The sequence below is a fragment of the Shinella sp. GW835-FHT14H05 genome (assembly GCF_058793575.1).
Map to the genome: position 1 here is coordinate 647,955 of NZ_JBXAFY010000002.1, position 22,961 is coordinate 670,915.

Sequence of the window (22,961 nt, forward strand, 5' to 3'; positions counted from 1 at the left end):
CTACCCTGCCTTTTGTCCGACCTTCAGGCCGAAAATGAAATTGGAAACCAGATAGACCGCCAGGATGAACAGCGAGATTCCCGTGCCCAACGCCGCCACTTCGGGATATTTCCCCTCGAAATAGGCGTCGAAGATCAGCACCGGCAGCACGACGGAATTGAAGGCATAGAGCAGGACCGACGTGTTCAGCTCCTTCACGAAGGAGATGAAGTAGAGCACCCAGCTCGACAACAGGCTCTCGCGGATCAGCGGGAAGGTGATGGTGAGCGCAGCCACCGTCTTGTTGGCGCCCGAGACCCGCGCAGCATTTTCGAGGTCGCCGTCGATCTGCGTCAGCGCGGCGGACATGTTGCGCACGCCGAAGGACAGGAACCGCGTGATATAGGCGATCATCAGGATCCAGATCGTGCCGTAGATCGGCAGCGGCACCCGTATCCAGGCCCACAGCAGCGCCACCCCCAACACCACGCCCGGCACGCCGACGGTCATCGAGCTCAGGAGATCCAGCGTGTGTCGCCCGGAAGCACGGGAGAAGGTCACGATATAGGCGATCACGGCGGTCAGGACGCAGGCGATCAGCCCGCCGACCACGGCCAGAAAAAGCGTGTTCCAGGCAGCCCGGAAGAACAGGCCGCGTGAGAATACGGATTCGTAGTTGATGGTGGTGAAGTTGGTGAACTGGGTCGTCCAGTAGGACTGGAACGACGCGGTGACCATGGTGGCGAGCGGCATCAGGGTGGAGATGGACACGAACAGGACGAGGCCACCCAGCGCGACCCAGCGCCAGGGTCCGAGGCTGACCAGCATGGGGCGATAGCTCTTGCCGCTGACGGAGACATAGGTGCGGCCTGCGATGAACCGGCGCTGCAACAACAGTGCGACGGCGGTGATGATGACGAAGGAAATCGAGATCACCGTGGCATAGCCATAATCCGGCGGCGGATAGGCGACCTTGAGGTAGATTTCGGTCGGAATGAAGGGAATTTGCGACGGCATGCCGAGAACGGCCAGAACACCGAAATTCTCCATCGACAGCACGAAGACCAGCAGACCGGCGGCGAGGATGCTGGGCGTCACCAGTGGGAATGTCACCCGTAGCAGCGTCTGGAACATCGTCTGCCCGCTGAGGCGCGAGGCCTCTTCCATCGAGGAATCGATGGCCTTCAGCGGTGCCGAGGTGAACAGGAACACATAGGGTGTCATGTAGAAACCCAGCACCATGGCGATGCCGGCAAGGCTGTAGATGTTGATGCTCATCGGCAGCCCGATGGCGGCGAAGATCCTGTTCAGGAGCCCGACTTCCGGTGCGCCAAGCCCGCTCCACGCGACCGCGCCGATGAACGGCGAGATGAAGATCGGCAGCGTCACCAGCACCTCGCAGATGCGGCGGCCGGGAATATCGGTGCGCGCGATCAGAAAGGCCGCCCCAACGCCGCTGACGGTGGCGATGAGCATCGAGCCGGTGCTGACGATCAGCGTGTTGCGCCATGCCAGCCAGAACTGGCCGCTGGTGAAGATGCGCGAGAAGTTGGCAAGCGACAGTCCGCCATCGGCCGCACCGCCGTGCGAGGCGAAGCTGCCGTAAACCAGGCTCACCATCGGGTAAACGACCAGCAGACATAGAATGGCGATCAGGCAGTAGCACAGTAGCGTCTGGCCCGATATCCGGGTGAAACCCCACCCGGAGCCGGATACCTGCCGATGCAGGTCGCGGTTTTCGCTGACGCTCATGCGTGTCCTCCCCGGCAGGCATCGGCCAGTGCTGCGATGAGCTCCGCTGCCGAATGGCGCTCCAGTTCCGCCACGATCGAGATGACCCGCTCCGCCGATGCTGCGCCGCCGACCGGGGCGACCATGCGGCGGAATTTCGTAGCGATCTCGTCGAAAGAAGGCGGCGTGTCGGCGTCCCCGGAAGGCGACAGGATGACCTCTTCGACCGAACGGCCGTCCTTCAACAGCGCGGTGACCGAGGCGCCAAAGCGCGGCATCGCGTCATCCGCGAGCAGCTGAACAGAGGGCATGTGCGCGCGGATTGCGGGGCTCCACAGGTCTTCGTCATAGATGTCTGCCGTCCAGACATGACCGCGGTCGAGCACCAGCGCCAGGTTGAACTGCATGCTCAGGCGCGCGGCCAGAAGCGTGCCGGCCTCGGGATCGTTGTTGTCGCGCTCCACCACCGGATGGCAGCGCACCACAATTTCGCGGATGTCATCCACCGAGATGCCGTGCGTGACCAGCAGCCTCTCCGTCGCGGCCGAGGCAGCCAGCGTCGAGTTGCAGCCGTAATAGAGACGGAAACTCGTCTCCTCGATCAGGTAGCGCTCGCCGAGATTGCGGGTCAGAACCTCCAGGTCATAGCTGTCGGACAGCGCGCGGCAGAAACCCTTGTCGCCCTCCAGCACGGTCACGGGGCCGGTCAGCCCATGTTGCACCAGAATGCAGGCTTCCACCCCATTCTGCGCCGCGCGCCCGGCGTGAAAAACCATGGTCAGCGCGCCGTCGTGATGGAATTCGTAGAGGCCTGCCGCCTGCGATCCGGCGACGCCGAAGGCATTGGCCAGCAGGTCCGCATTGAGGCCCATCAGATTGCCGGCGGCGGCCGCCGCGCCGAAGGTGCCGACGGTGCCGGTCGTGTGGAAGCCCCGCTCGCGGTGGCTTGGCGCGGTCGCCGTGCCCACGCGAGCGTTCATTTCATAACCGGCAACCAGCGCGGTCAGGATATCGCCGCCGTCGCGGCCAAGCCATTCGGCTACGGCCAGCGACGGCATCACGATGCAGCCGCCGGGATGGGATGTGGAGGGCTTGTGAATGTCGTTCAGCCCCACACTGTAGAGCGTCATGGCATTGGCATAGGCCGCATTGCGAACGCTGGAACGGAAATCGCCTGTACCGGCAAAGACCGTGCAGTGCGGATGGCCGCCGAGGAGGCGCATGGCCTCGACGGCGCCCTGCCCCACCGTGCCGCGCGTGCCCAGCACCAGGCATGCCAGCCCGTCGAGGAGCAGGAGCCTTGCCCGCTCCACCGCCGAGGCGGGAATGGCGTCGAGGCGCAATTCCGCCAGATGCCGCGCCAGTTGCCGCGTGGCGCCTAAACCCTCCGTTTTCATCAGTATCCCCAGGCGCTGCGGACGGTGGTCTGCACGGTGTTCTGCTGCGCGATCATGTCGGCAAGCGGCATGTCCAGCACCTTGATTTCGCTCAGCGGCACCATGCCCTCGCGCGGCTTCACTGCCGGGTGCAGCGAATAGGAATATTGCGAGTTGAAGATCTGCTGGCCCTCGGGCGAGGCCAGGAAGTCCATCATCACCTTGGCCGCGTTCGGGTGCGGCGCCTTGGCCACAATGCCGACCGGGCTCCAGATCATCGGCGCGCCGTCCGTCGGGAAGAGCGCCTTGATGGGCGCACCCTTCTCCAGGATCGCCTCGTCGGTCATGTAGTTCAGACTGACGCCGACCAGCAGTTCGCCGGTAATGATCCTGTCGTTGATCGGGCCATGGCCCGGAAACAGCTTGGGCTCGTTCTTGGCCATTTCGGCAAAAAACTCAGGCCCATAGAGTTTCCACACCGCATATTGCCAGGTATAGGCGCCGCCGGCCAGGCGCACGTCCATGATGCCGACCTTGCCCTTGAACTTGGGATCGGCCAGATCGCGAAGGGATTTGGGCGCATCCGCGTCTGACACCTGTCCCGCATTGTAGGCGATGTTGAGGAAGTGCGCGCGGGCCACGAACCAGGTCTTGTCCGGATCCACATATTGCGGATCATAGGCCGCGTATTCGCTCGAAGCATAGGGCACGAGGCGCCCCGCCTCCTTCAGTTCGGCGATCGTGCCGACGTCGGACACATGGATGATGTCGCCGTTGACGCGATTGGCGTCCTGTTCGGCTATCAGGCGTTCGTAGACCTGCGAGGACCCCGCACGATAATATTCGGCCGTGATCCCCGGATATTTGGCGTTGAAGGCCTTCGTCAGCGAATCGAGCAATTCGGACGGCGAAGCGCTGTAGATGACGACGGAGCCTTCCTGTCGCGCCGCCTCCAGCGTCGCCTCGTCCATGGCCAGGGCCGGCTGGCTCGAATAGGCCCCCATGGCGATCGCCAGGGCGACCGTTGCGAGGGTAGTGGCTGATCTTTCCGTCTTCAAATGTTCGTGCATGGTTTCTCCTCCCAGGAAACGATGTGAATTTTCAGTGCTGCTTCGGATCCAGTTTAATAATCAGGTTGAAATATGCGTCGACCGTCAGTGTTGTGTCTGGCGGGATCACTGTCGTGGACTCATCTTCCTCGATGAGCAGTGGGCCGCGCAGTTCGACACCAGGTTTGAGGATGCTGCGCGGGATGGCGGATGTCAGCAGCCGACCGCCGGCCGCGGCGAAATAGGCCATGCGCTCCCCCACGCTGGGGTTTGTTGCGCGCGCCACGGCCTGGGCGGTCGCCAGTTGCGGCTTGGGTCCGCTGACTTGGACCTGCCAGTTCAGGGCCTCGACCCCGACGCGCCGGTTGGCCCTGCCGTAGACCCGTTCGAATTCGTCCGAAAAGGCCGTCGTCAGGTCGTCCATCGTCGCCTCGTCCAGCGCCGCGTTCGAAAGCGTGATCTTCAGTTCCGAGCTCTGGCCGCGGTAGCGGAGCGAGGCGAAGCGGCGAAGCCGCATCTCGTCATCCGCCACCCCGGCATCCTTCAGGAACCGGCGACCTTTTTCCTCCAGCCGCGCCAGCAGAGCGTTGATCGCCGCGGTGTCGGCGCCCTTCAGCGCGGTCGGATGGCCCTGCATCAGCGTGATCGACAGCGGCGCGGCAAGGAAGCCGAAGGCCGAGGCGACACCGGCAGCATAGGGAATGATGACTTCGGAAATGCCGAGCTTGCGGGCCAGTCCGCAGGCATGCAGCGGCCCTGCGCCGCCAAAGGCCAGCAGTGCGAATTTTCGCGGATCGACGCCACGTTCCAGAAGGTGCAACTGCGCGGCTTGGGCCATGTCCTCCGTCACGATCTCGTGGATCCCCCAAGCCACCCGCTCCGGCGACAGGCCGGACGACGCGCATAGCGGCTCCATGGACGCTTGAGCCGAAGCCGCATCCAGCTTCATCCGGCCACCGAGGAAATAGTCGGGGTTCAGGTATCCGAGCAGCAGGTTCGCATCCGTCACCGTGGGCAACTCGCCCCCGCGCCCATAGCAGGCCGGTCCCGGCTGCGCGCCCGCGCTGTGCGGGCCGACCTTCAGCAAGCCCATCTCGTTCAGCGCGGCGATGCCGCCACCGCCCGAGCCGATTTCGAGCATCTCCACCACCGGGATGCGGATCGGAATCCCGCTTCCCCGCTTGAACCGGTAACGGCGCGCGGTTTCCAGCTCGTCGGCGGTTATGATCTCGCCATCGGCGATGAACATGATCTTGGCGGTGGTGCCGCCCATGTCGAAGGCCACGAGATTGGGCCGCCCCAGCAGCTCGCTGTAGTAGCGCGCGGCGACTGCTCCGCCCGCGGGACCGGACTCCATCAGCCTGATCGGAAATGCGGTTGCCGTATCGACCGTGGTCAGCCCGGCATCGGAGAGCATCAGATAGAGGTCGTGGTTGTATCCCGTCCGGGCCAGTTCCTCGGCCATGCGATCGAGATAGCGGCGCATGAGGGGCTGGGTATAGGCATTCGCCACGGTCGTCGACGTGCGCTCGTACTCCCGAACATCGGGCGACACTTCGGACGACAGGCTGACCGCGACATCGGGTGCGACTTCTCGGATCATCTCGCGCACGCGCTCCTCATGCGCACCGTTGCGGTAGGCGTGCAGGAACGAGACGGCGATCGCCTCGACCCCCTGCGCGACCATCGCGTCGACAGCGGCCCGTGCATGGACATCGTCCAACGGCTCGATCGCGCGGCCGCTGTGGTCCATCCGTTCGGCGATCTCGCCCACGCGGCTGCGCGGAACCAGCGGAGACGGCACTTCGATGAACAGATCGTCGATGTCGAAGCGCTTGCCCCGGCGCATTTCCAGAATATCGCGGAAGCCACGCGTGGTGAGCAGACCCGTGCGCGCACCCTTTTGCTCGATCAGCGCGTTGATCACCAGCGTGGTCCCATGGATCACGTGCCGCAGATCGCCCGCCTCGATGTCGGCATCCTCAAGCAGCCGCTTCACGCCATCCAGCGCACCAAGCGAGGGATTGTCGGGCGTGGTCAGGACCTTGCCCAGGAGCTGGTCGCCCGTGATGGCATTGACCAGAACCAGGTCGGTGAACGTTCCGCCGATGTCGATACCCAGACGATACATGTCAGACTCTCTCAAGAAGGGCGGCAGAGGCGGCGGCCGGTTCGCGCAGCCGGAGGGTTTCGACCTCGTCGACAGTGCCGTCCGGGTGCAGCGCGACGCCGTAGTGGGTGGCGGCGGCCTCGCGGCTGACCCAGCCTTCGGCGACATCCGCCAGAACCTCGGCCAGGGGGCGTCTATGGGGATAGGACATACCGCCGCCGCCCGACAGGCCGATTTCCAGTTCATCGCCCAGGGAGAGCCGCACCTGCGTTTTCCCCGGCAACGTCCGTCCGCCGAGCCGGTTGTAACCTTGCCCGCCCGCACCACCACCGGCATAGCCGGCGGCCAGCGTATGGACCTTGATGTTCTGTACCAGCACGCTGAGCGGCCGGTCGCTTTCGCAGCGCAGGCCGATGCTTTGGCCGAGCCCCCCGCGATACCGTCCGGCACCACCCGAGTCCGAAATCAGCGACTTGTGCGTCACCGTCAGGGGCAGGGAATTTTCCAGCATTTCCACCGGCGTCTCGGCGCCTGCGGCGGGGAAGGACATGCAGGACACGCCGTCCTTGCTGGACCGTGCGCCGAGCCCGCCCATGAAATGCGGGGTCTCGGCGATGTTGCGGCCCTGCGCATCCGTCCCGAAGCAACGGATCACGCATTTGATGCCGGATTCGGCGATCATGCGGTCCGGTGCGACCTCGGCGAGCGCGCCGAAAATCGCGGCAGGAATGAAGTTTCCGGTCGAGGATTTCATGCGCACCGGCGCGGGGTGGCGGGCATTGAGAAAGGTGCCGGACGGCGCTTTCAGCCGCACCGGGGTCAACAACCCAGCATTATAAGGAATGTGCGGTGCGACGATGCAGCGGATGGCATAGGCGGTCCAGGCTTCCGTATAGGCTTCGGTGCAGTTGATGCCGACGGCGCTTTGCGGCCCGGTGCCGTCATAGTCGACGGTCACCGATCCATCCTCATGCCGTTCGATCGAGACCGAGATCGATAGCGGCTCGTCGGTTTCCACGCCGTCGAGCAGAATGGTGTTGCGGTGTTTTCCAGCCGGGATAGTCGCCAGCAACCCCGCACGCATCGCAGCTTCGGATCGCGTGATGATTTCGTCCGCGATGGGTTGCAGGTCCTCCAGCCCATTGTCTTCCAGGAAGGCCGTGACCCGGCGCTGGTCGAGGTACAAGGCGGCGATGAAGGCGCGGATATCGCCCTCCAACTGGTCGGGCACGCGCACGTTGGCGCGGATCAAGGCCCAGACCTCGGGCACATCATGCCCGCCGCGCAGCAGGTGGACGACGGGCAGGCTCAGCCCCTCCTCGAACACCTCGCGGGCGTCACTGGAAAGGCTGCCGCCGATGTCCGGCACATGCGCCATCGTTTCGGCGAAACCGACCAGCCGGCCGCAATGGAACAGCGGCTTGATCACCGAAATATCGTAGAGGTGGCCGCAGCATAGCCAGGGATCGTTGGTGATGAAGACATCGCCTTCGCTGATGTCGTTTGCCCCGAAGCGTTGAAGGATCGCGGTCACGGTGCGCGGCGACGGCGCCAGCTTGCTGGACACGCCGGTGTCCTGCGCGATCATCCGCCCTTCCCGGTCGTACAGAAGACAACCGAAGTCGCCGCCCTCGCTGACGATCTTGGAAAAAGACGTCTTGACGATGGTCAGAGCGGCCTCCGAAAGGAAGGAAATCAGCCGCTGCCATTGGATTTCAATATCCACGGCATCCATACCACTGCGCCCCATGAATGCTTTCCCCTTTGAAGATCGTGAGCCCATCATTGAGGTGGGGAGGCTATTAAGCAACCTAATAGACTGCATAAGTGTATGTCTATTTGCTATAGGCGAACGAGCCGCCTTTGAGGGCCTCGGCATGGACGTCAAAAGACCCGCAAGGGCTGTGCAAGCGCCTTGCGGGTCAGAACGAAGCCGATATCGAATGATGAAAACAACGACACCCGGCTTCGCTCCGAAGCCGGGTGTTTCAAGGCGCAGGATAGACGCTGGAGCTGCCCCGGAAGGGCGCCCCGCCTTCACGCGTCAATCCGCTCCCGCCTGCACGGGGTTCGGCCGCCGCTTCTCGATTGCATGCTTGAGAAGGGCCGCGCAGCGGAAGATGCCATGGGCGAATTTTCCATAGGGCAGCGTCACGAACAACCCCATCACGAAGCCGAGATGGATGGCCAGCAGCAACGGCATCGCGGGGCTGTCGCGCCAGGCGAGAAGCGCCAGGCCGGTCAGGCTGATGAAAAACAACAGTGCGATGAAGCCACGGTCCATGGTCTTCTGCTTGTCGTCCATCTGTAGCGGGTTGCGGCGCATGTTCAGCCAGAACAGGCCGGCCGGGCCGATGAGAAGGCCGATGCCGCCGAGCGTTCCCAGGATGACCGGCAGACTGAAGATCGGATATGGCGCCTCCAGGCCGAAGAGGTAGTGGTAGAGCGTCGCCACCGACGTGGAGGCGAAACACAACATGAAGCCGTAGAAGGTGAAGTGATGGAACCGCCGGCGCCAGAGCGTGAAGGCATCGTCCTCGTTGTTGCAACCGTCGCCGTGGCCGCCGCCGAGATATTGCAGCGTCAACGCCGATTTCGCCGCCTCGCCGACGGCGGCGGGCATCGCAACAGGTTTTCCGGGCTCGGAAACCTGCCGCCAGAATCGCGTGACGCCGATCGTCAACGCGACGACCGAAAACAGCGACGCCGCGCCGAACACGAGGGCGAGCGTATTGTGTGGGAAGATCGCATAGAACTCGCCTTCGAGGCCGGGCACGAACAGGCTGCCCTTGATCAGGATGGTGGCGATGAGGAAAGCCGCGACGCCGAGGCTGACCGCCATGGCGACGGTCAGGCCGTTGCAGCGATAGAGTTCACCGAAGGCCCTCGGGAAGGCATATTCGATATAGGTATCGCGCCGTACCTGCGCCAAGGCCTTTGGGACATTCACGCCGAATTCGTGCGGCGGGGCATATTGGCAGGCATAGAGGCATGCCGAACAGTTGTGGCAGAGATTGGCGAGGTAGTGGGCATCCGCGACGTTGAAGTCCAGCCGCCGCGTCATGGCGGGAAACACCGCGCAGAAACTCTCGCAATAGCGGCAGGCGTTGCAGATGTGGAGGATGCGATCGACCTCCGCCACATTGGCGTCGAGCTCCCGTTCCGCCTTGCCGGCGAGGTCCATCAGCGTGTCGATGGCGGCCATGTCAGTGTCTCCCGATCGTGTGCGCGGCGCGCGCCGCTGCGGCTGCGCCCGTTCCGGCAATGCGCCCGAAGGCCGTGCCGATGCTCATGCCGACGCCGGCCGTGTATCCCTTGCCGAGCACATTGCCCGCCATCATCTCGCCCGCCACGAACAGGTTGGGGCTTGGCCTGTCCGCGAACCGCACGGCCGCGGTGTCGTCGACCTTGAGCGAGAGGTAGGTAAACGTAATGCCGGGCCTCAGCGCATAGGCATAGAAGGGTGCCGTATCGATCTTCTGCGCCCAGTGGGTCTTGGCCGGCGCCACGCCTTCGGTCATGCAGTCGTCCAGAACCGTGTGGTTGAAGGTGCCGGGCTGACAGGCGGCATTGTAACCATCGAGCGTTTGCATGAAGGTCTCGACGGGAAGCTCCAGCTTTGCGGCAAGCTCCGGGAGGCTGTCGGCGACCACGCCGGGAAAGACCGGCGGCATGAAGCGTCCGACAACCTTCCTGTCGATGATCGAATAGGCGATCTGGCCGGGCTGCTGGGCAACGAGGCGCCCCCAGATCGCGTAGCGCTTCGGCCAGAAATCCTCCCCCTCATCGTAGAACCGCTCCGCCTGCCGGTTGACGACGACACCGAGCGAGACGCAATCAATGCGGGTGCAGATGCCGCCGTCATAGAGCGGCGCGCGGGCATCGATGGCGACGCAGTGGCCTTGCGAGGGATCGCCGATCATGTCGGCACCGGCCTTCATCATCGCCTTCAGAATAACGCCCTGGTTGAAGCGTGTTCCGCGGATCAGAAAATTGTCCGCCGGCCACTCGCCGCGATCGTTGCGGCCCCAGGCTTCGCGCAGCCATTCGCGGTTGGATTCGAAACCGCCGGCGGCGAGGACACAGGCCTTCGCGGTGATCCTTTCACCGGCTTCCGTGACGACGCCGACAAACCGGTCGCCATCGAGCAGCATCTCGGTAACGGGCGTTTCGTAGCGGACCTCCACGCCAAGCGCCTCGGCGCTTCGATAGTAGGCGTTGACCAGGGCCTTGCCGCCGCCCATGAAGAATGCGTTGGTGCGCGCCACATGCAGCGCGCCGGACAGCGGCGGCTGGAACCGAACGCCGTGGCGACGCATCCAGTCGCGACAGTGCGACGAAGCGCGGATGACGAGGCGCGCCAGATGTTCATTGGTCTCGCCGCCGGTGACCTTGAGAAGGTCCTGCCAGTATTCTTCCTCGGGATAGGCCTCGATCAGCACGTCCTGCGGCGCGTCGTGCATGCAGCGGAGATTGCGGGTGTGCTGGGAGTTTCCGCCGCGCCAGTCCTTCGGCGAGGCTTCGAGCATCAGCACGGAGGCGCCCGCTTCGCGCGCCATCAGGGCTGCGCAAAGCGCAGCATTGCCGCCCCCGACAATCAGAACATCGACCACGATCCGCGTCTCCTCAAAGGTTTCAACCAACCTTTAGGGAACGCACCGGATATCGACCATCATCGAAGACTGAAGGCAGCTTCACGATTCGTGAAGAGTGGCACCCATCCACCGCCCGTCACGCACGAGCCCGCCGACGACCTTACGCAGCTGCGCACGCAGCGCGAGGGCCGCGGGAGACAGCTCATGCTCCGGAAGGCTCACCAGGAGATTGGTTCGCCGGGCCCCCTCGTCGGAAACGGGCCGAACAACGAGCGCTGATGTGGAGGGGCGGGCAAGGGCTGCACCGGGTTGTATCGTATAGCCCAACCCTTCCGTCACGGCCTCCATGATCACGGCCAGGGAATCGATTTCCATCGCGATGTTGGGGACGATATCGGCGGCGCTGAACGAGCGGTCGAGGCTTGCCCGAAGACCGTGCGTCCTGCTGGGCAGGATGAGGGGAAGTCCCGACAGTTCTGCCAAGGTGACGGGCTTGCTTGTCAGTTGCCCCTCGCCTTCCATCGCTGCACCGATGAGAAAAAGGCTCTCGTCCAGCAGGGGAATTGCCTCGGTTTTGGCAAAGGTCACGGATTCGGCGTTGAACAGCACTGCCAGATCGATCTGGCGCAGTTTCAGCATCCCCGCGAGATGGCCCGACATGCCCTCCACAAGTTGCAGGCGAATGTTCGGATGGCGCCGTGCCATGGCCTTGATAAGCGGCAGGGCCAGGACGGACGCCGTCGTCGGAGCCAGGCCCAGCGAAACCATGCCCGAAAGCCGGGCGCCTTGCGCGGTGGCGGCCGCGGCATCGACATGCCTGAGGGCCAGCGTCGCATGACGGCAGAAGGCAGCACCAGCCTCCGTCGGCGTGACACCTGAGGCGCCACGCACAAGAAGCCGGGTGGACAGCTCGCTTTCGAGACGGCTGATCTGCTGGCTCAACGCTGACGTTGCCATTCCAAGCTGTGACGCCGCCTTTCCCAGGCTGCCACATTCAACGGCCGTCACCAGATATTTGAGCTGCCTGAGTTCCAAAACATGCCCCACGGTTGGTTTCACCCGGCACCGTAAGCACATCCGCGCGGTTCGGAAAGCGCGGCGGCGATCAAGGCCTTTGGATGGAGCGGAACACGGCGGGCGCGAACATATGAATGCAAATCTGCCGCACGATCTGGTGAAAGACGACCAATGCCACTTCCGCCTTGATCGCCAGGGCGACGAGCGACATTTCCGTCGTGCCGCCCGGCGCGAGAGCCAGGAAGGTCGCCGGATAACCGCCGCCCGACCACCGCGCAACACCCCAGGCGGCAAGAGCGGCAATCGCCACCATGACCGGCACGAGAACAAGGCTGTGCAGGGCCGAGCCGAACAGCAAGCCCCGGTCGGAGCCCAGAAACTGGCCGCCGATGGTGGTGCCGAGCACGACCTGGGCCATGGAGACCAGCAGATAGGGCGGCGCGCCCTCGGTCAGGCCGACCGCATGCGCAATCGCGCTGACCAGCATGGGACCGATTAGTGGTGGATTGGGCAGGTGCAACGCCCTCGCCAACGGCCAGCCGACAGCGCCGCAGACGACGAGGATGGCGATGTCGGCGAGCGAGAGCGCGCCATGCCCATTCTGTAGCGACAGGCCGCCCGTGGAGCCGAAATGCAGGAACAGGTTCAGCACCATCGGCACGGTGAAGACCACGAGGAAAACCCGCGTCGCCTGCACCAGCGCGATGCGCCGCTCGTCCCCGCCGGCAAGGCCACCCTGGGCGGTCATCTCATAAACGCCCGCGGGCATGCCCGCGAAATAGGCGGTGACCGGATCGAGCTTCGCCACATGGCGCAGGTAGAGGTATCCCGCGGCACCCGTCAGCACGGTCGCCGCCACGGCTGCCAGCGTGACCGGCACCCAGTCGTCCAGCCGCCCCAGCATGTCAGGACTGAAGGAGCTGCCGAGCATGACGCCGATCACGGCCGCCATCGGCGGGCGAATGCGTCGTGCGGAGACCACGGGCAGCCGCACGAGCGCCGCCACGAGAACCGTGGACATGGCGCCGAGCATCCAGGGCAGCGGCAGCGACAGGAGATAGAACGCCGTCCCGCCGCAGGCCCCGATTGCGAGGCTGAGGGCCAGCCGCGCCAGATAAGCTGTCCGCTTCATGGCCGGGCCTGGGGACGATGGAATGCGGACCTCATGCCTCCTCCTCTGCAAAGACTTCCTCGCGCTTGCGCCGCAGCGCCGGCGACAGGACTACCGCGAGGATCAGGGCGGACACAACCAGCAGGCCGGCCGAGATGGGCCGCTCGATGAAGGTCATCGCGCTGCCGCGCGACAGGAGCAGCGCCCGTCGAAGGTTCTCCTCCATCATCGGCCCGAGGATGAAGCCCAGAAGCAGGGGCGCCGGCTCGCAGTTCATGCGTTTGAAGAGATAGCCCACCACGGCAAAGATTGCGGCGAGGTAGATCTCGAAGGACTGGTTGTGGATGCTGTAGAGGCCGATCAGGCAGAAGATAAGGATCAGCGGCGCCAGCACGTCATACTTGACGCGCAGCAGTTTCACCCAGATCCCGACCATCGGCAGGTTCAGCACCAGAAGCATCAGGTTGCCGATCCACATCGAGACGACGAGCCCCCAGAACATCGGGGCATTCTCGGTCATGATCTGCGGACCGGGCACGATGTCATGGATCATCATCGCGCCGATCATCAGCGCCATGACCCCATTAGAGGGAATGCCGAGCGTCAGCATCGGGATGAAAGAGGATTGCGAGCCGGCATTGTTTGCCGATTCCGGCCCGGCGACGCCTGCCGGCGCGCCATGCCCGAACCTCTCCGGGTGGCGCGAAACGCGCTTTTCGATCGTGTAGGAGGCGAAGGACGACAGGGTCGCGCCGCCGCCCGGCAGGAGGCCGAGCACACAGCCGAGCGCCGTTCCGCGAATGGCGGCGGGCCAGCTTTCCTTGAACTCTTCGCGGCTCGGCATGAGCGAAGTCACCTTCGCCGCCAGAACGGGTTCCTGCTGCTTCTTGCGCCAATTCACGATGATGTCGGTAAAGGCGAACACGCCCATGGCGATGGCCACGAACTCGATGCCGTCGGCGAGTTCCAGGAAGCCGAAATCCAGCCGGGCCACGCCGCTGTTCACGTCGATGCCGATGCAACCGAGGACGAGGCCGAAAACCACCATGGCGAGCGCCTTCAACAGCGAGCCATGCGCCAGCGTGACGGCGGCGACAAGGCCGAGCACCATCAGAGCAAAATATTCGGCCGGACCGAAGTTGAAGGCGAAGGTTGCGAGCACCGGCGCGAAGCCGGCGATGAGCGCGGTTCCAACGGTTCCCGCAAAGAACGAGCCGAGCGCGGCGATGGCCAGCGCCGAACCGGCCCGCCCGTTCAACGCCATCTTGTGGCCGTCGAGACAGGTGACGACCGAGGCGGATTCTCCCGGCAGGTTGACCAGGATGGCGGTGGTGGAGCCGCCATATTGGGCACCATAGTAGATTCCCGACAGCATGATCAGGGCGGAGGTCGGCTCCAGGGTGTAGGTGAGCGGCAGGAGCATGGCGATCGTCGCGAGCGGCCCGAGCCCCGGCAGCACGCCGATCGCCGTGCCGACGATGACGCCGAACATGCAGTACAGCAGGTTCTCGAACGAAAGGGCGACGGAAAAACCCAGCGCCAGATGTGACAGGATTTCCATTTCAGACAAACCTCGGCAGCAGGGGAATACGAAGATCGAGCCCCGCGATGAACACCAGCCAGGTGAAGGCCGTCAGTGCCAAGGCGATCACAAGCGTTTGTTTCCATTTCATCTCGTGCTGGGCGAAGGAGGCCACAAAGACCGTCAGCGGCACGGTGATCAACAGCCCCGCCCGCATCAACAGCAGGCCGAAAAGCACGACGGCCGTGCAGATGATCACGACGCTCTTCACATCGAACGGCGCCGGCGCCACGGGCTTGCGGTCGCGCAGGCCCGAGACGAGGATCGCAAGGCCGAGCACCGTCAGCATGGCGCTGAGGATGATCGGGAAGAAGCCCGGTCCCATGCGGGCGGCCGAACCGAACGAATAGTGGATCGACAGCAGCATGGTGACCAGCCCCGTCACCGTGAAGAAGACGCCGCTTTCGACGTCAACGTTCCCTCTCTTCTGTTTCATTTTTTCCTCCCTCGCTTGTCGCTCGGTTCAGTTCAGACCGGATCCCAGCAGAAAACGTCCTGGTTCCGGTCGATGGGATAGAAGTTGGCCTTGAGCGCGGGGATCGCATGGTGGGCGACCGTCTCGGGCGTCCATCCCTCACTTCGGTGAATGCTGCGGATCGGCCGCGACTGCCCCATCAGGAAGATCTCGTTCATGCGGGTCGCGAAGATCTGGCCGTTCACGTCCTTTGCCTGGTCGCTGGCGAGATAGGCCACCAGCGGCGCGTTCTTGTCCGGCGTCACCTGCTTGCGCTGGGCGATCCGGGCCTTGTTCGCTTCGGTCTCGGGGATCGAATTCGTCATCCGCGTCCAGGCCGAAGGTGCGACACAATTCGAGCGCACGTTGTATTTCTGCGCGTCGATGGCGATCGATTTCGACAGGCCCACCATGCCGGCCTTCGCGGCGGCATAGGCCACCTGGCCGTAGTTGCCGGCAAGGCCGGAGGCCGAGATCATATGCACGAAGGCGCCGCTTTCCTGCGCGCGGAAATGCGGGATCGCGGCCCGGCTTATGTAGAAGGCGCCGTTCAGCATGACCTGGATCACCAGGTCCCAGTCCTCGGGCGGCATCTTGTGGAACATCACGTCGCGCAGGATGCCGGCATTGTTCACCACGCAATCGATGCGCCCGAAGGCGTCCATGGCACTTTCGACCACGCGCTGCGCGCTTTCCCAGGTGGCGACGCTATCAGAATTCGCCACGGCCTCGCCTCCGGCCGCGCGGATTTCGGCGACGACATCCTCGGCCGGATTGACGGCACCATCGGTCCCGTCGAGTTGCACGCCGAGGTCGTTGACGACCACCTTCGCGCCCTCGCGCGCCATGGTCAGCGCGATGTCCCGTCCTATTCCGCGCCCCGCTCCGGTGACGACGGCGACCTTGCCTTCAAGCATGTTCGTTCCTTCCTAGACTGTATCGGCCGTGCCGAAGATGACGGTGCACTGGCTGGAGAGAACCCCGCCATTGCCGTGAGCCAGCGCCATCTTCGCACCGGAGACCTGCCGTGCGCCGCTCCGGCCGCGCAGCTGCTGCACGGCCTCGATCATGCCGAGCATGCCGTACATGCCGGGATGGCAGTAGGAGAGGCCGCCGCCATTGGTGTTGAGGGCGAAAGTACCGCCCGGTGCGATCGCTCCGCCCGTCACGAACCGTCCGCCCTCCCCCTTCGGGCAATAGCCGAGGTCTTCGAGGAACAGGATCGGCGTGATCGTGAAGGCGTCGTAGAGGATGGTGACGTCCATGTCGGCGGGGGTCGCCCCGGCCATGGAAAATGCCTGCGGCCCCGACAGCGCCGCCCCGGTCACGGTCAGGTCCTCCATTGACGAGATCGAGGCGTGGCTCAGCGTCTCGCCATGGCCCAGCACGTAGACCGGAGCAACGTCCAGTTCCTTGGCCTTTTCCGCCGAGACCAGCACCAGCGCTCCGCCGCCATCGGTGACAAGGCAACAGTCGCGCACGGTCAGGGGATCGCTGACCATGCGTGCCGAAAGCACGTCGTCGATCGTCAACGGTTCCTTCTCCCAGGCTTTATGGTTCAACAGCGCCCATTGCCGCGCGGCCACCGCCACCTCGGCAAGCTGCTCGCGGGTGGTGCCGTAAAGATGCATGTGCCGCGCCGCCGAAAGGGCATAGGCCGAGGTCGGCAGGATCGGGCGGTAGGGCGTTTCCCAGGCATTGTATTCGCGTGGGGAGGCTGCGGCCCGACTGACGGAGCGCTGCGTGCTGCCATAGGCGATCACCGCGACCGAGCAGAGCCCGGCCTCGATCGCCGCATGGGCATGGGCGAGGTGCGACATGAAGGACGAGCCGCCGATATTGGTGCCGTCGAAGTAGCCGGGGCGGATGCCGAGATATTCCGCCAGAGCCAGCGGCGCCATGCGCACCTGCGAAGTCGCGGCAAAAAGCCCGTCGACATCCTGAAGCCGCAAGCCGCAATCAGCCAATGCGCGCTGCACCGCCTGCGCCATCAGATCGATCGGCGTCATATGGTCGGCGACCCGGCCGAGGTCGGATTCCGCTGCGCCGACGACGGCGACGCTGCCGCGTTTCGCACGGGTCATGCGCCCTTCTCCATGGGTTTGAAGACGGGCATGGGCGGCTGCCCCTCCGCCAGCGGGCGAAAGGCGACACGCACCCTGTCCCCGATATGCAGGCTTTCGGGATGATCGCTGTCGACCTGGCTCATGAGGCGAAAGCCCTCGTCGAGATCGATCATCGCCAGCGCAATCGGCGGCTCGCCCTTGTGGCGCACCAGCGTCAGCGAATGGATCGCGCCCGCTCCCGCCGAAACATCCCAGACCGGATCGGAACCATCCTTGGGCGAGACGAGACGCGGGGGGAAAAAGGCCTTGCCCGTCGCGTCACGCTGAAAGGCCAGCTCGCCGCGCGCGGCGTGTTCCAGGAAGCGCCCGTATGGGGACTGTGCTAGATTGTGCTGTGTCAAATGCGTTTCGTCCTTCATGGGGCCAGCAGCGGGAAGAAGCCGGAGAGATCGCTCTGACGGTCCATCGCCCAGATGCGCTCAAGGAGCCGTGCGGCCTTCTCGGCACCGATGCGGCCCGGCACGTTGTCGGTGAACTTCCGGCTGAGGTCGTCGTCCGTCAGCGGATCGGCCGTCTCACCCCGCGGATTGAGGACGCGGCGTTCGAGCCGCCGCCCATCCTTCAGCGCAATCGTCACGACACCGCTGCGCACGGTGGGGTAGAGCCGCTCGCAATCCTCGTCGACATGGACGCGCGTTGCCTGCAACAGGCGCTGCGGCTCGCTCCCGACGAAGGCCGAGGGGTCGAAGTCGGCCGCATTCAGACGACCGTGGATCAAGGCTCCGACGACCGCGCAGGGGGCGCTCATCTGCGCTTCGAGCAGGTTGTTTGCCGTGCGGTGATCGTGGCCATGGGCGCCGACCTGGTAGAGGCCGATGTCGATTTCTGAGACCTCGCCTGATTCCAGCCGCTCCTCGGCCCGCAAAGCCAGCGTCGCATCGATGGCGGCGTGGAAATGCCGGCAGCAGGGATAGGGCTTGAAATAGGCCGCACGGATCAGGAAATCCTGCCCCAGCCCGGCCAGAAGCGCGTCATGGTCGATCCGCCTGTCCACCATGGCCCGGAACAGGCCATCGGCCCCTTCAAGGCATTCGATGGCACCGGAAATGCCCGCCTGCGCGAGTTCGGCGCTAACAATGCCGTCGCGCGCCGCCTTGCCGGGATGGAGACGCTTCACCTCGGCGCCGTCCGACAGGTATTGACGAAGCCCGCCCGCGAAACTCGCCGCCAGTCCCAATGCGTCGCGCAGCTGCTCTGGCGAAAGACCGGCGATGCGGCCGGCCGCAGCGCTCGCGCCGAACACGCCGGCAACCGCCGTGTTGTGCCAGCCCTGTCGCGCCGAAGCCGGATGCATGGTCGAGGCGATGCGCAGCATCACATCATAGCCGGCGACCACGCCGGCAATCAGCTCGCTGGCCGTGGCGCCACGCTTTTGCGCCACGGCCAGCGCGGCGGAAAAGATCACCCCGCCCGGATGGGCGGAGCCGCGGGTATGACCGTCGTCGAAGTCGAGGGCATGCGCCGCCGCTCCGTTGACGAAGGCCGCCTGTGCCGCCGGCAGCCGGGTCTGTTTTCCGATGACGGAGGCAACCGTGCGCCCGCCCTCCGCCGCCGCCCAGGCATGAAGCGCCTGCGTGACGGGCATTTCCGCGCCGGCAAAGGCGCAGGCGAAATAATCCACCATGGCCCGCCGGAAGGCATGGATCACCGCTCCGTCCAGATCGACGCAATCGATGTGCGCGACATGGCGCGCCAGGATGCCGCTGAGGCTGTCCGCTCCGGCCGCGACGGCGGCATTTTCAACTGGCAACGCCATGTCCGCTCTCCATCAGTCCAGCTTGATGTCGCCAGGCAGCGCCGCGATCACGGTTTTCCACTTGGCGTGTTCGGCAGCCACATAGGCCGCAAAGTCCTCGGCCGAATTCGCGATCACGACCGCGCCTTCGTTTTCCATGCGAGCAGCCACGTCCGGGTCCTTCAGAGCAACGACCGCTGCCTTGTTGAGCTTGGCGATGATTTCGGGAGACGTGCCGGCGGGCGCGAAAATGCCGTTCCAGGAGTCGGCAGCGAAGTCCGGGTAGCCGCTTTCGGCAACCGTCGGCAGGTCCGGCAGCACCTTGGTGCGCGTCGATCCCGCGACCGCAAGACCGATCAGCGCACCACTCTTGACGTGTGGAACCGTGGCGAGCGCGCCGCCGAACATCACATCGACATGGCCGGCGAGAATATCGGTCATGGCCGGGCCGGAACCCTTGTAGGGAATGTGGACCAGATCGAGACCCGCCATCTGCTTCAGCATTTCCATCGGCAGGATAGTTGCCGGCGAGCTGGACGCGTAGTTCAGCTTGCCCGGATTGGCCTTCGCATAGGCGACGAACTCCTCGAAGGTCTTGATACCGAGCTTCGGATTGACCACCAGAACCGTGGACGACGCGTTGATCTGGGTGATCGCGACGAAATTCTTCAAAGGATCGTATTTCACATTGGGATCGAGATTCGGCGTGATCGCCATCGTCCCAAGATTGCCGATATAGAGCGTATAACCATCGGGTTCAGCCGCGGCGGCCATTTGCGTGCCGATGGCGCCATTGGCCCCACCGCGGTTTTCGACGATCAGCGGCTGGCCCAGATCGCGTCCCATCAAATCGGAGACGGCGCGCGAAACCGTGTCTGTGCCGCCACCCGGCGGGAAAGGCACGATCACCTGGATCACGCGATCCGGATATTCCTGCGCCAGGGCCGGCACTGGCCCGGCGGCAAGGCCGAGGCCCAGCACCAGGCCTGCGATAAGGACGCTTCTACGGCGATATGTTCCTTCAGCGGGCGACAAGCCCATCGACTGCAACGACACCATGATTTTCCTCCCTGATGATCAATGGATTGATTTCGGCCTCCGTGATGTCTCCTCCCACCACGGCGAGCCGCGAAAAACGGGCGATCGCTTCGGCCAAGGCCGCAAGATCCCCCTTCGGCAAATTGCGGAACCCCGCCAGTTTTCTGAGTTCCGGCACTTCGGCGATCATTTCCTGCGCGGTCGCGGCATCGACGGGCGCGATGCGGACCGAGATGCTCGGCCGCAGTTCCGCAGTGATGCCGCCCATGCCGAGCACGACAACCGGACCGACTTCCGGGTCCTTGCGGTAGCCAAGGATGACCTCGGCCAAGCCCGCCTCCATTTTCTGGACCAGCACGCCTTCCAGGCGCGCATCGGGGAAGGCCGCACGGGCCTTGCGGAGGATGTCGCCAGCCACGCCGGCCACCGCCTCGGGCGAGACGCCCAGCGCCACCAGCCCGGCGTCGGACTTGTGCAGGATGTCGGGCGAAAGGCATTTCACCGCCGCCGGGCCTGAGACCGGCTCCACCGCGCTGCCCGCGACAGCGATCACCTGGGTTTCGGCAACCGGGACGCCGAGCGCCGCAAACAGCGCGCTGGCCTTGACTTCGTCCCAGTCGATGGTCTCGGCCGCGATGCGCCGCGCTTCGGCGAGTTCCGCCTCTTGCAGGACCGGGGCCACGGCGGGCTTGTGCCAGTTGAGATAGGCGTGAACCGCGTCGGCGCAGCTTTCCGGCGTGCGGAAACCGGCGATGCCGGCTTCATGCAGGATGCGCAGCCCTTCATCGGCCTGCGGCGCCAGGAACACCGCAAGCGGCTTGGCGCCGATCTTCGCATTCAGCACCCGCGCACAGATCATCTGCGGGTTCGAGCGGGCCGATGAGCCCATGACCGACACGACCGCATCGCAATGGTCCGAGGCGATGAGTTCCGAAAGGATGCGCGTATAGCGCCCGCCGCCGCTTGACCCCATTGGCAAATCGATCAGAGGAGAGTCCGAAATCTCGATTCCCTCGCCTGCAAGCCGTGCGCGAAAATCTTCCGGCGGCTCCGGCACCGTGTCGCCATAGAGGCCCAGCCGGTCCACGATCATCGCCGCCGCACCGCCGGTCGCCGTCATCATGCCGACACGCCGTCCCTCGGGCGGATGGTGCCCCTCGATGAGACGCGGCAGTTCGATCAGGGCTTCGAGCGTCTCCACGCGCAGAATGCCATTGGCGCGGAAGAAGGCTTGCGCCAGTTCGTCGGCGCCGACCATCGCCCCCGTATGCGAGGCGGCGACCTGCCGGCCCAGGGCCGAACGGCCGAGCTTGTAGGCGATCACCGCCTTGCCGGCGGCAAAGGCCTCGCGGGCGGCGTTTGCGAGGGCTGCGCCATCGCGGATCGTCTCCAGGAACAGCAGGATGACCTTGGTGTCCTCGTCCTGCGCAAGGAGCGACACCATCTCGCCGACCGAAAGATCGGCCTCGTTGCCGATGGAGATCATCTTGGAAAAGCCGATGCCGCGCACCGCCGCACGGGTGAGCATGCTGCCCAGCATGCTGCCGCTCTGCGAGACGACCGAAACCGGGCCGGGGCGCAGCTTTTCCTCCTGCACGGCAGCATTCGCGGTCAGCGGCAGCCTGCCTTGCACATTGATGAGGCCGATGCAGTTCGGCCCGAGAATGCGGACATTGGCGGCGCGGGCGCGCTCGACCATGCGCTTTTGCAGGGCCAGCCCTTCCTCGCCGAGTTCGGCAAAGCCGGCGGTAAAGATGGTGACCACAGGCACGCCCTTGCGGCCGCACTGGTCGATCACATCCTCGATTGCGGCGGCCGGAACCATGATGAAGGCATGGTCGATGTCGAACGGCACGGACTGGAGATCCGGATAACACGGCAATCCCATGATCTCGCTGCGCCCCGGATTGATCGGAACGATCTTTCCCGCGAAGCCCGCTTCCGTCAGGTAGCGCTGCGGCCGTGCATTGTTCTTGGCCGGATCGGCAGAGGCTCCGATTAGGGCCACCGCGCGCGGCCGGAACATGCAATCGCCGAGCGACGGCCGCGCGATGTCCTTCATCACGTTCATTGGATCGTGGCTCCGGAATTCTCGACCACGACTTTCCATTTGGCCTGTTCGGCACGCATGAGGTCGGCAAGCGCTTCCGGCGTGGAATGCGCCGGCACCGAACCGTCCGCCGCCAGCTTTTCGGCAAGGTCCTTGGATTCGAGCGCCACGGCGATCGCGGCATTCAGCTTGCTGATCACATCGGGCGGCGTGCCATCCGGCACGTATATGCCGTTCCAGGAGCCGGGCTCATAATCGCTCAGCCCCTGCTCGGCGAATGTCGGCACATCGGGTAGTGCGGCGGATCGCGTCTCGCCGCTGACCGCGATGGCCTTGATCGCACCCGAGCGCACATTGGGCACGGCCGCCAGCATGGTGCCGAACATCGAGTTGACCTGGCTGCCCATCAGATCGTTCAGCGCCGGGGACGAACCCTTGTAGGGAATATGATTGAGCTTGACCCCGGCCGCGAGCTGGAACAGCTCCGCCGCCATGTGGCCCGACGTGCCGTTGCCGGATGTGGCGTAGCTCACGCCGCCTGGATCGGCCTTTGCCGCCGCGATATAGTCCGCGAGGGTCTTGGCGGGAAAGTCCGGAGAGGCCATGAGCAGGACGGATTGCCGCGACAGCAGCGAGACGGGCGCGAAATCGGCGTTCGGGTCATAGGGGAGGTCCGCACTCAGCGCCGGTGCGACAGACATGGTGGAGATGCCACCGAGATAGATTGTGTAGCCATCCGCCTCGGCCCGCGCGGCAGCGACGGCGCCGATCGACCCGTTGCCGCCCGGCTTGTTCTCGATGATGACGCTCTGGCCGAACTGCTCCTGGAGCTTCTGGCCGACGAGGCGCGCCAAAATATCGGTCGGTCCGCCGGCCGCGTAGGGAACGATGAAGACGATCTCGTGCTCCGGCCAAGCAGAGGCGTCCTGTGCATAGGCCGGCCCAGCCAAGACCCATCCCGAGACACAGGCTGCAACACCCAGATTGCGAAGAAATGTCATGTCAAAA

General features: G+C 64.6%; 18 protein-coding genes. All 18 read right to left on the reverse strand.

The window, feature by feature from the left end:
- The 18 genes from AC1Q6Z_RS10425 to AC1Q6Z_RS10510 all read right to left on the reverse strand — a co-directional run bounded on the left by AC1Q6Z_RS10425 (nucleotide 1) and on the right by AC1Q6Z_RS10510 (nucleotide 22,954).
- Complete coding sequence (locus AC1Q6Z_RS10425) at nucleotides 1–1,731, reverse strand: ABC transporter permease (protein WP_492647708.1); 1,731 nt, start codon at nucleotides 1,729–1,731, stop codon at nucleotides 1–3.
- Complete coding sequence (locus AC1Q6Z_RS10430; protein WP_492647709.1) at nucleotides 1,728–3,107, reverse strand: MmgE/PrpD family protein; 1,380 nt, start codon at nucleotides 3,105–3,107, stop codon at nucleotides 1,728–1,730. The genes AC1Q6Z_RS10425 and AC1Q6Z_RS10430 overlap by 4 nt, the downstream gene beginning before the upstream one ends.
- Nucleotides 3,107–4,156 carry an ABC transporter substrate-binding protein gene (locus tag AC1Q6Z_RS10435; RefSeq protein WP_492647710.1) on the reverse strand — a complete coding sequence of 350 codons (1,050 nt, stop codon included), beginning with the start codon at nucleotides 4,154–4,156 and terminating at the stop codon, nucleotides 3,107–3,109. The genes AC1Q6Z_RS10430 and AC1Q6Z_RS10435 overlap by 1 nt, the downstream gene beginning before the upstream one ends.
- A gap of 31 nt (nucleotides 4,157–4,187) precedes the next feature.
- Entirely contained in the window at nucleotides 4,188–6,266 is a 2,079-nt protein-coding gene (locus AC1Q6Z_RS10440) for a hydantoinase/oxoprolinase family protein (protein ID WP_492647711.1), read from the reverse strand.
- A gap of 1 nt (nucleotide 6,267) precedes the next feature.
- Nucleotides 6,268–7,995 carry a hydantoinase B/oxoprolinase family protein gene (locus AC1Q6Z_RS10445; RefSeq protein WP_492647712.1) on the reverse strand — a complete coding sequence of 576 codons (1,728 nt, stop codon included), beginning with the start codon at nucleotides 7,993–7,995 and terminating at the stop codon, nucleotides 6,268–6,270.
- A gap of 294 nt (nucleotides 7,996–8,289) precedes the next feature.
- Nucleotides 8,290–9,450: a tricarballylate utilization 4Fe-4S protein TcuB gene (gene tcuB / locus AC1Q6Z_RS10450; protein WP_492647713.1), complete on the reverse strand. Its 1,161-nt coding sequence runs from the start codon at nucleotides 9,448–9,450 to the stop codon at nucleotides 8,290–8,292.
- 1 nt (nucleotide 9,451) lies between these two features.
- The gene (tcuA, locus tag AC1Q6Z_RS10455) at nucleotides 9,452–10,858 is read right to left on the reverse strand and encodes an FAD-dependent tricarballylate dehydrogenase TcuA (RefSeq protein WP_492647714.1); all 1,407 of its coding nucleotides are present in this window, start codon (nucleotides 10,856–10,858) and stop codon (nucleotides 9,452–9,454) included.
- A gap of 81 nt (nucleotides 10,859–10,939) precedes the next feature.
- Nucleotides 10,940–11,875 (reverse strand): LysR family transcriptional regulator, encoded by a 936-nt coding sequence (locus tag AC1Q6Z_RS10460; protein ID WP_492647715.1) that lies wholly within the window; start codon nucleotides 11,873–11,875, stop codon nucleotides 10,940–10,942.
- Nucleotides 11,876–11,945: 70 nt separating this feature from the next.
- The gene (locus AC1Q6Z_RS10465) at nucleotides 11,946–12,989 is read right to left on the reverse strand and encodes an AbrB family transcriptional regulator (RefSeq protein WP_492647716.1); all 1,044 of its coding nucleotides are present in this window, start codon (nucleotides 12,987–12,989) and stop codon (nucleotides 11,946–11,948) included.
- A gap of 31 nt (nucleotides 12,990–13,020) precedes the next feature.
- Complete coding sequence (locus AC1Q6Z_RS10470; RefSeq protein ID WP_256115108.1) at nucleotides 13,021–14,529, reverse strand: tripartite tricarboxylate transporter permease; 1,509 nt, start codon at nucleotides 14,527–14,529, stop codon at nucleotides 13,021–13,023.
- A gap of 1 nt (nucleotide 14,530) precedes the next feature.
- A complete protein-coding gene (locus tag AC1Q6Z_RS10475) occupies nucleotides 14,531–14,986 on the reverse strand; it encodes a tripartite tricarboxylate transporter TctB family protein (protein WP_435264492.1) in 456 nt (151 codons plus the stop codon).
- Between the two features lie 32 nt (nucleotides 14,987–15,018).
- Nucleotides 15,019–15,921, reverse strand: coding sequence for an SDR family NAD(P)-dependent oxidoreductase (locus AC1Q6Z_RS10480; protein WP_492647717.1), 903 nt, complete (start codon nucleotides 15,919–15,921; stop codon nucleotides 15,019–15,021).
- 12 nt (nucleotides 15,922–15,933) lie between these two features.
- Nucleotides 15,934–17,088, reverse strand: a complete 1,155-nt coding sequence (locus AC1Q6Z_RS10485) for a thiolase family protein (RefSeq protein WP_492647718.1) — start codon at nucleotides 17,086–17,088, stop codon at nucleotides 15,934–15,936.
- Complete coding sequence (locus AC1Q6Z_RS10490; protein WP_492647719.1) at nucleotides 17,085–17,471, reverse strand: Zn-ribbon domain-containing OB-fold protein; 387 nt, start codon at nucleotides 17,469–17,471, stop codon at nucleotides 17,085–17,087. Before AC1Q6Z_RS10490 ends, AC1Q6Z_RS10485 begins: the two co-directional genes overlap by 4 nt.
- A gap of 14 nt (nucleotides 17,472–17,485) precedes the next feature.
- On the reverse strand, nucleotides 17,486–18,886 hold the full coding sequence (locus AC1Q6Z_RS10495) for an MmgE/PrpD family protein (RefSeq protein ID WP_492647720.1): 1,401 nt from the start codon (nucleotides 18,884–18,886) through the stop codon (nucleotides 17,486–17,488).
- Nucleotides 18,887–18,898: 12 nt separating this feature from the next.
- Entirely contained in the window at nucleotides 18,899–19,924 is a 1,026-nt protein-coding gene (locus AC1Q6Z_RS10500) for a Bug family tripartite tricarboxylate transporter substrate binding protein (protein WP_435264487.1), read from the reverse strand.
- Nucleotides 19,887–21,974 (reverse strand): acetate--CoA ligase family protein, encoded by a 2,088-nt coding sequence (locus AC1Q6Z_RS10505; protein WP_492647721.1) that lies wholly within the window; start codon nucleotides 21,972–21,974, stop codon nucleotides 19,887–19,889. Before AC1Q6Z_RS10505 ends, AC1Q6Z_RS10500 begins: the two co-directional genes overlap by 38 nt.
- Nucleotides 21,971–22,954: a Bug family tripartite tricarboxylate transporter substrate binding protein gene (locus AC1Q6Z_RS10510; protein ID WP_492647722.1), complete on the reverse strand. Its 984-nt coding sequence runs from the start codon at nucleotides 22,952–22,954 to the stop codon at nucleotides 21,971–21,973. The genes AC1Q6Z_RS10505 and AC1Q6Z_RS10510 overlap by 4 nt, the downstream gene beginning before the upstream one ends.
- Nucleotides 22,955–22,961: the final 7 nt, after the last annotated feature.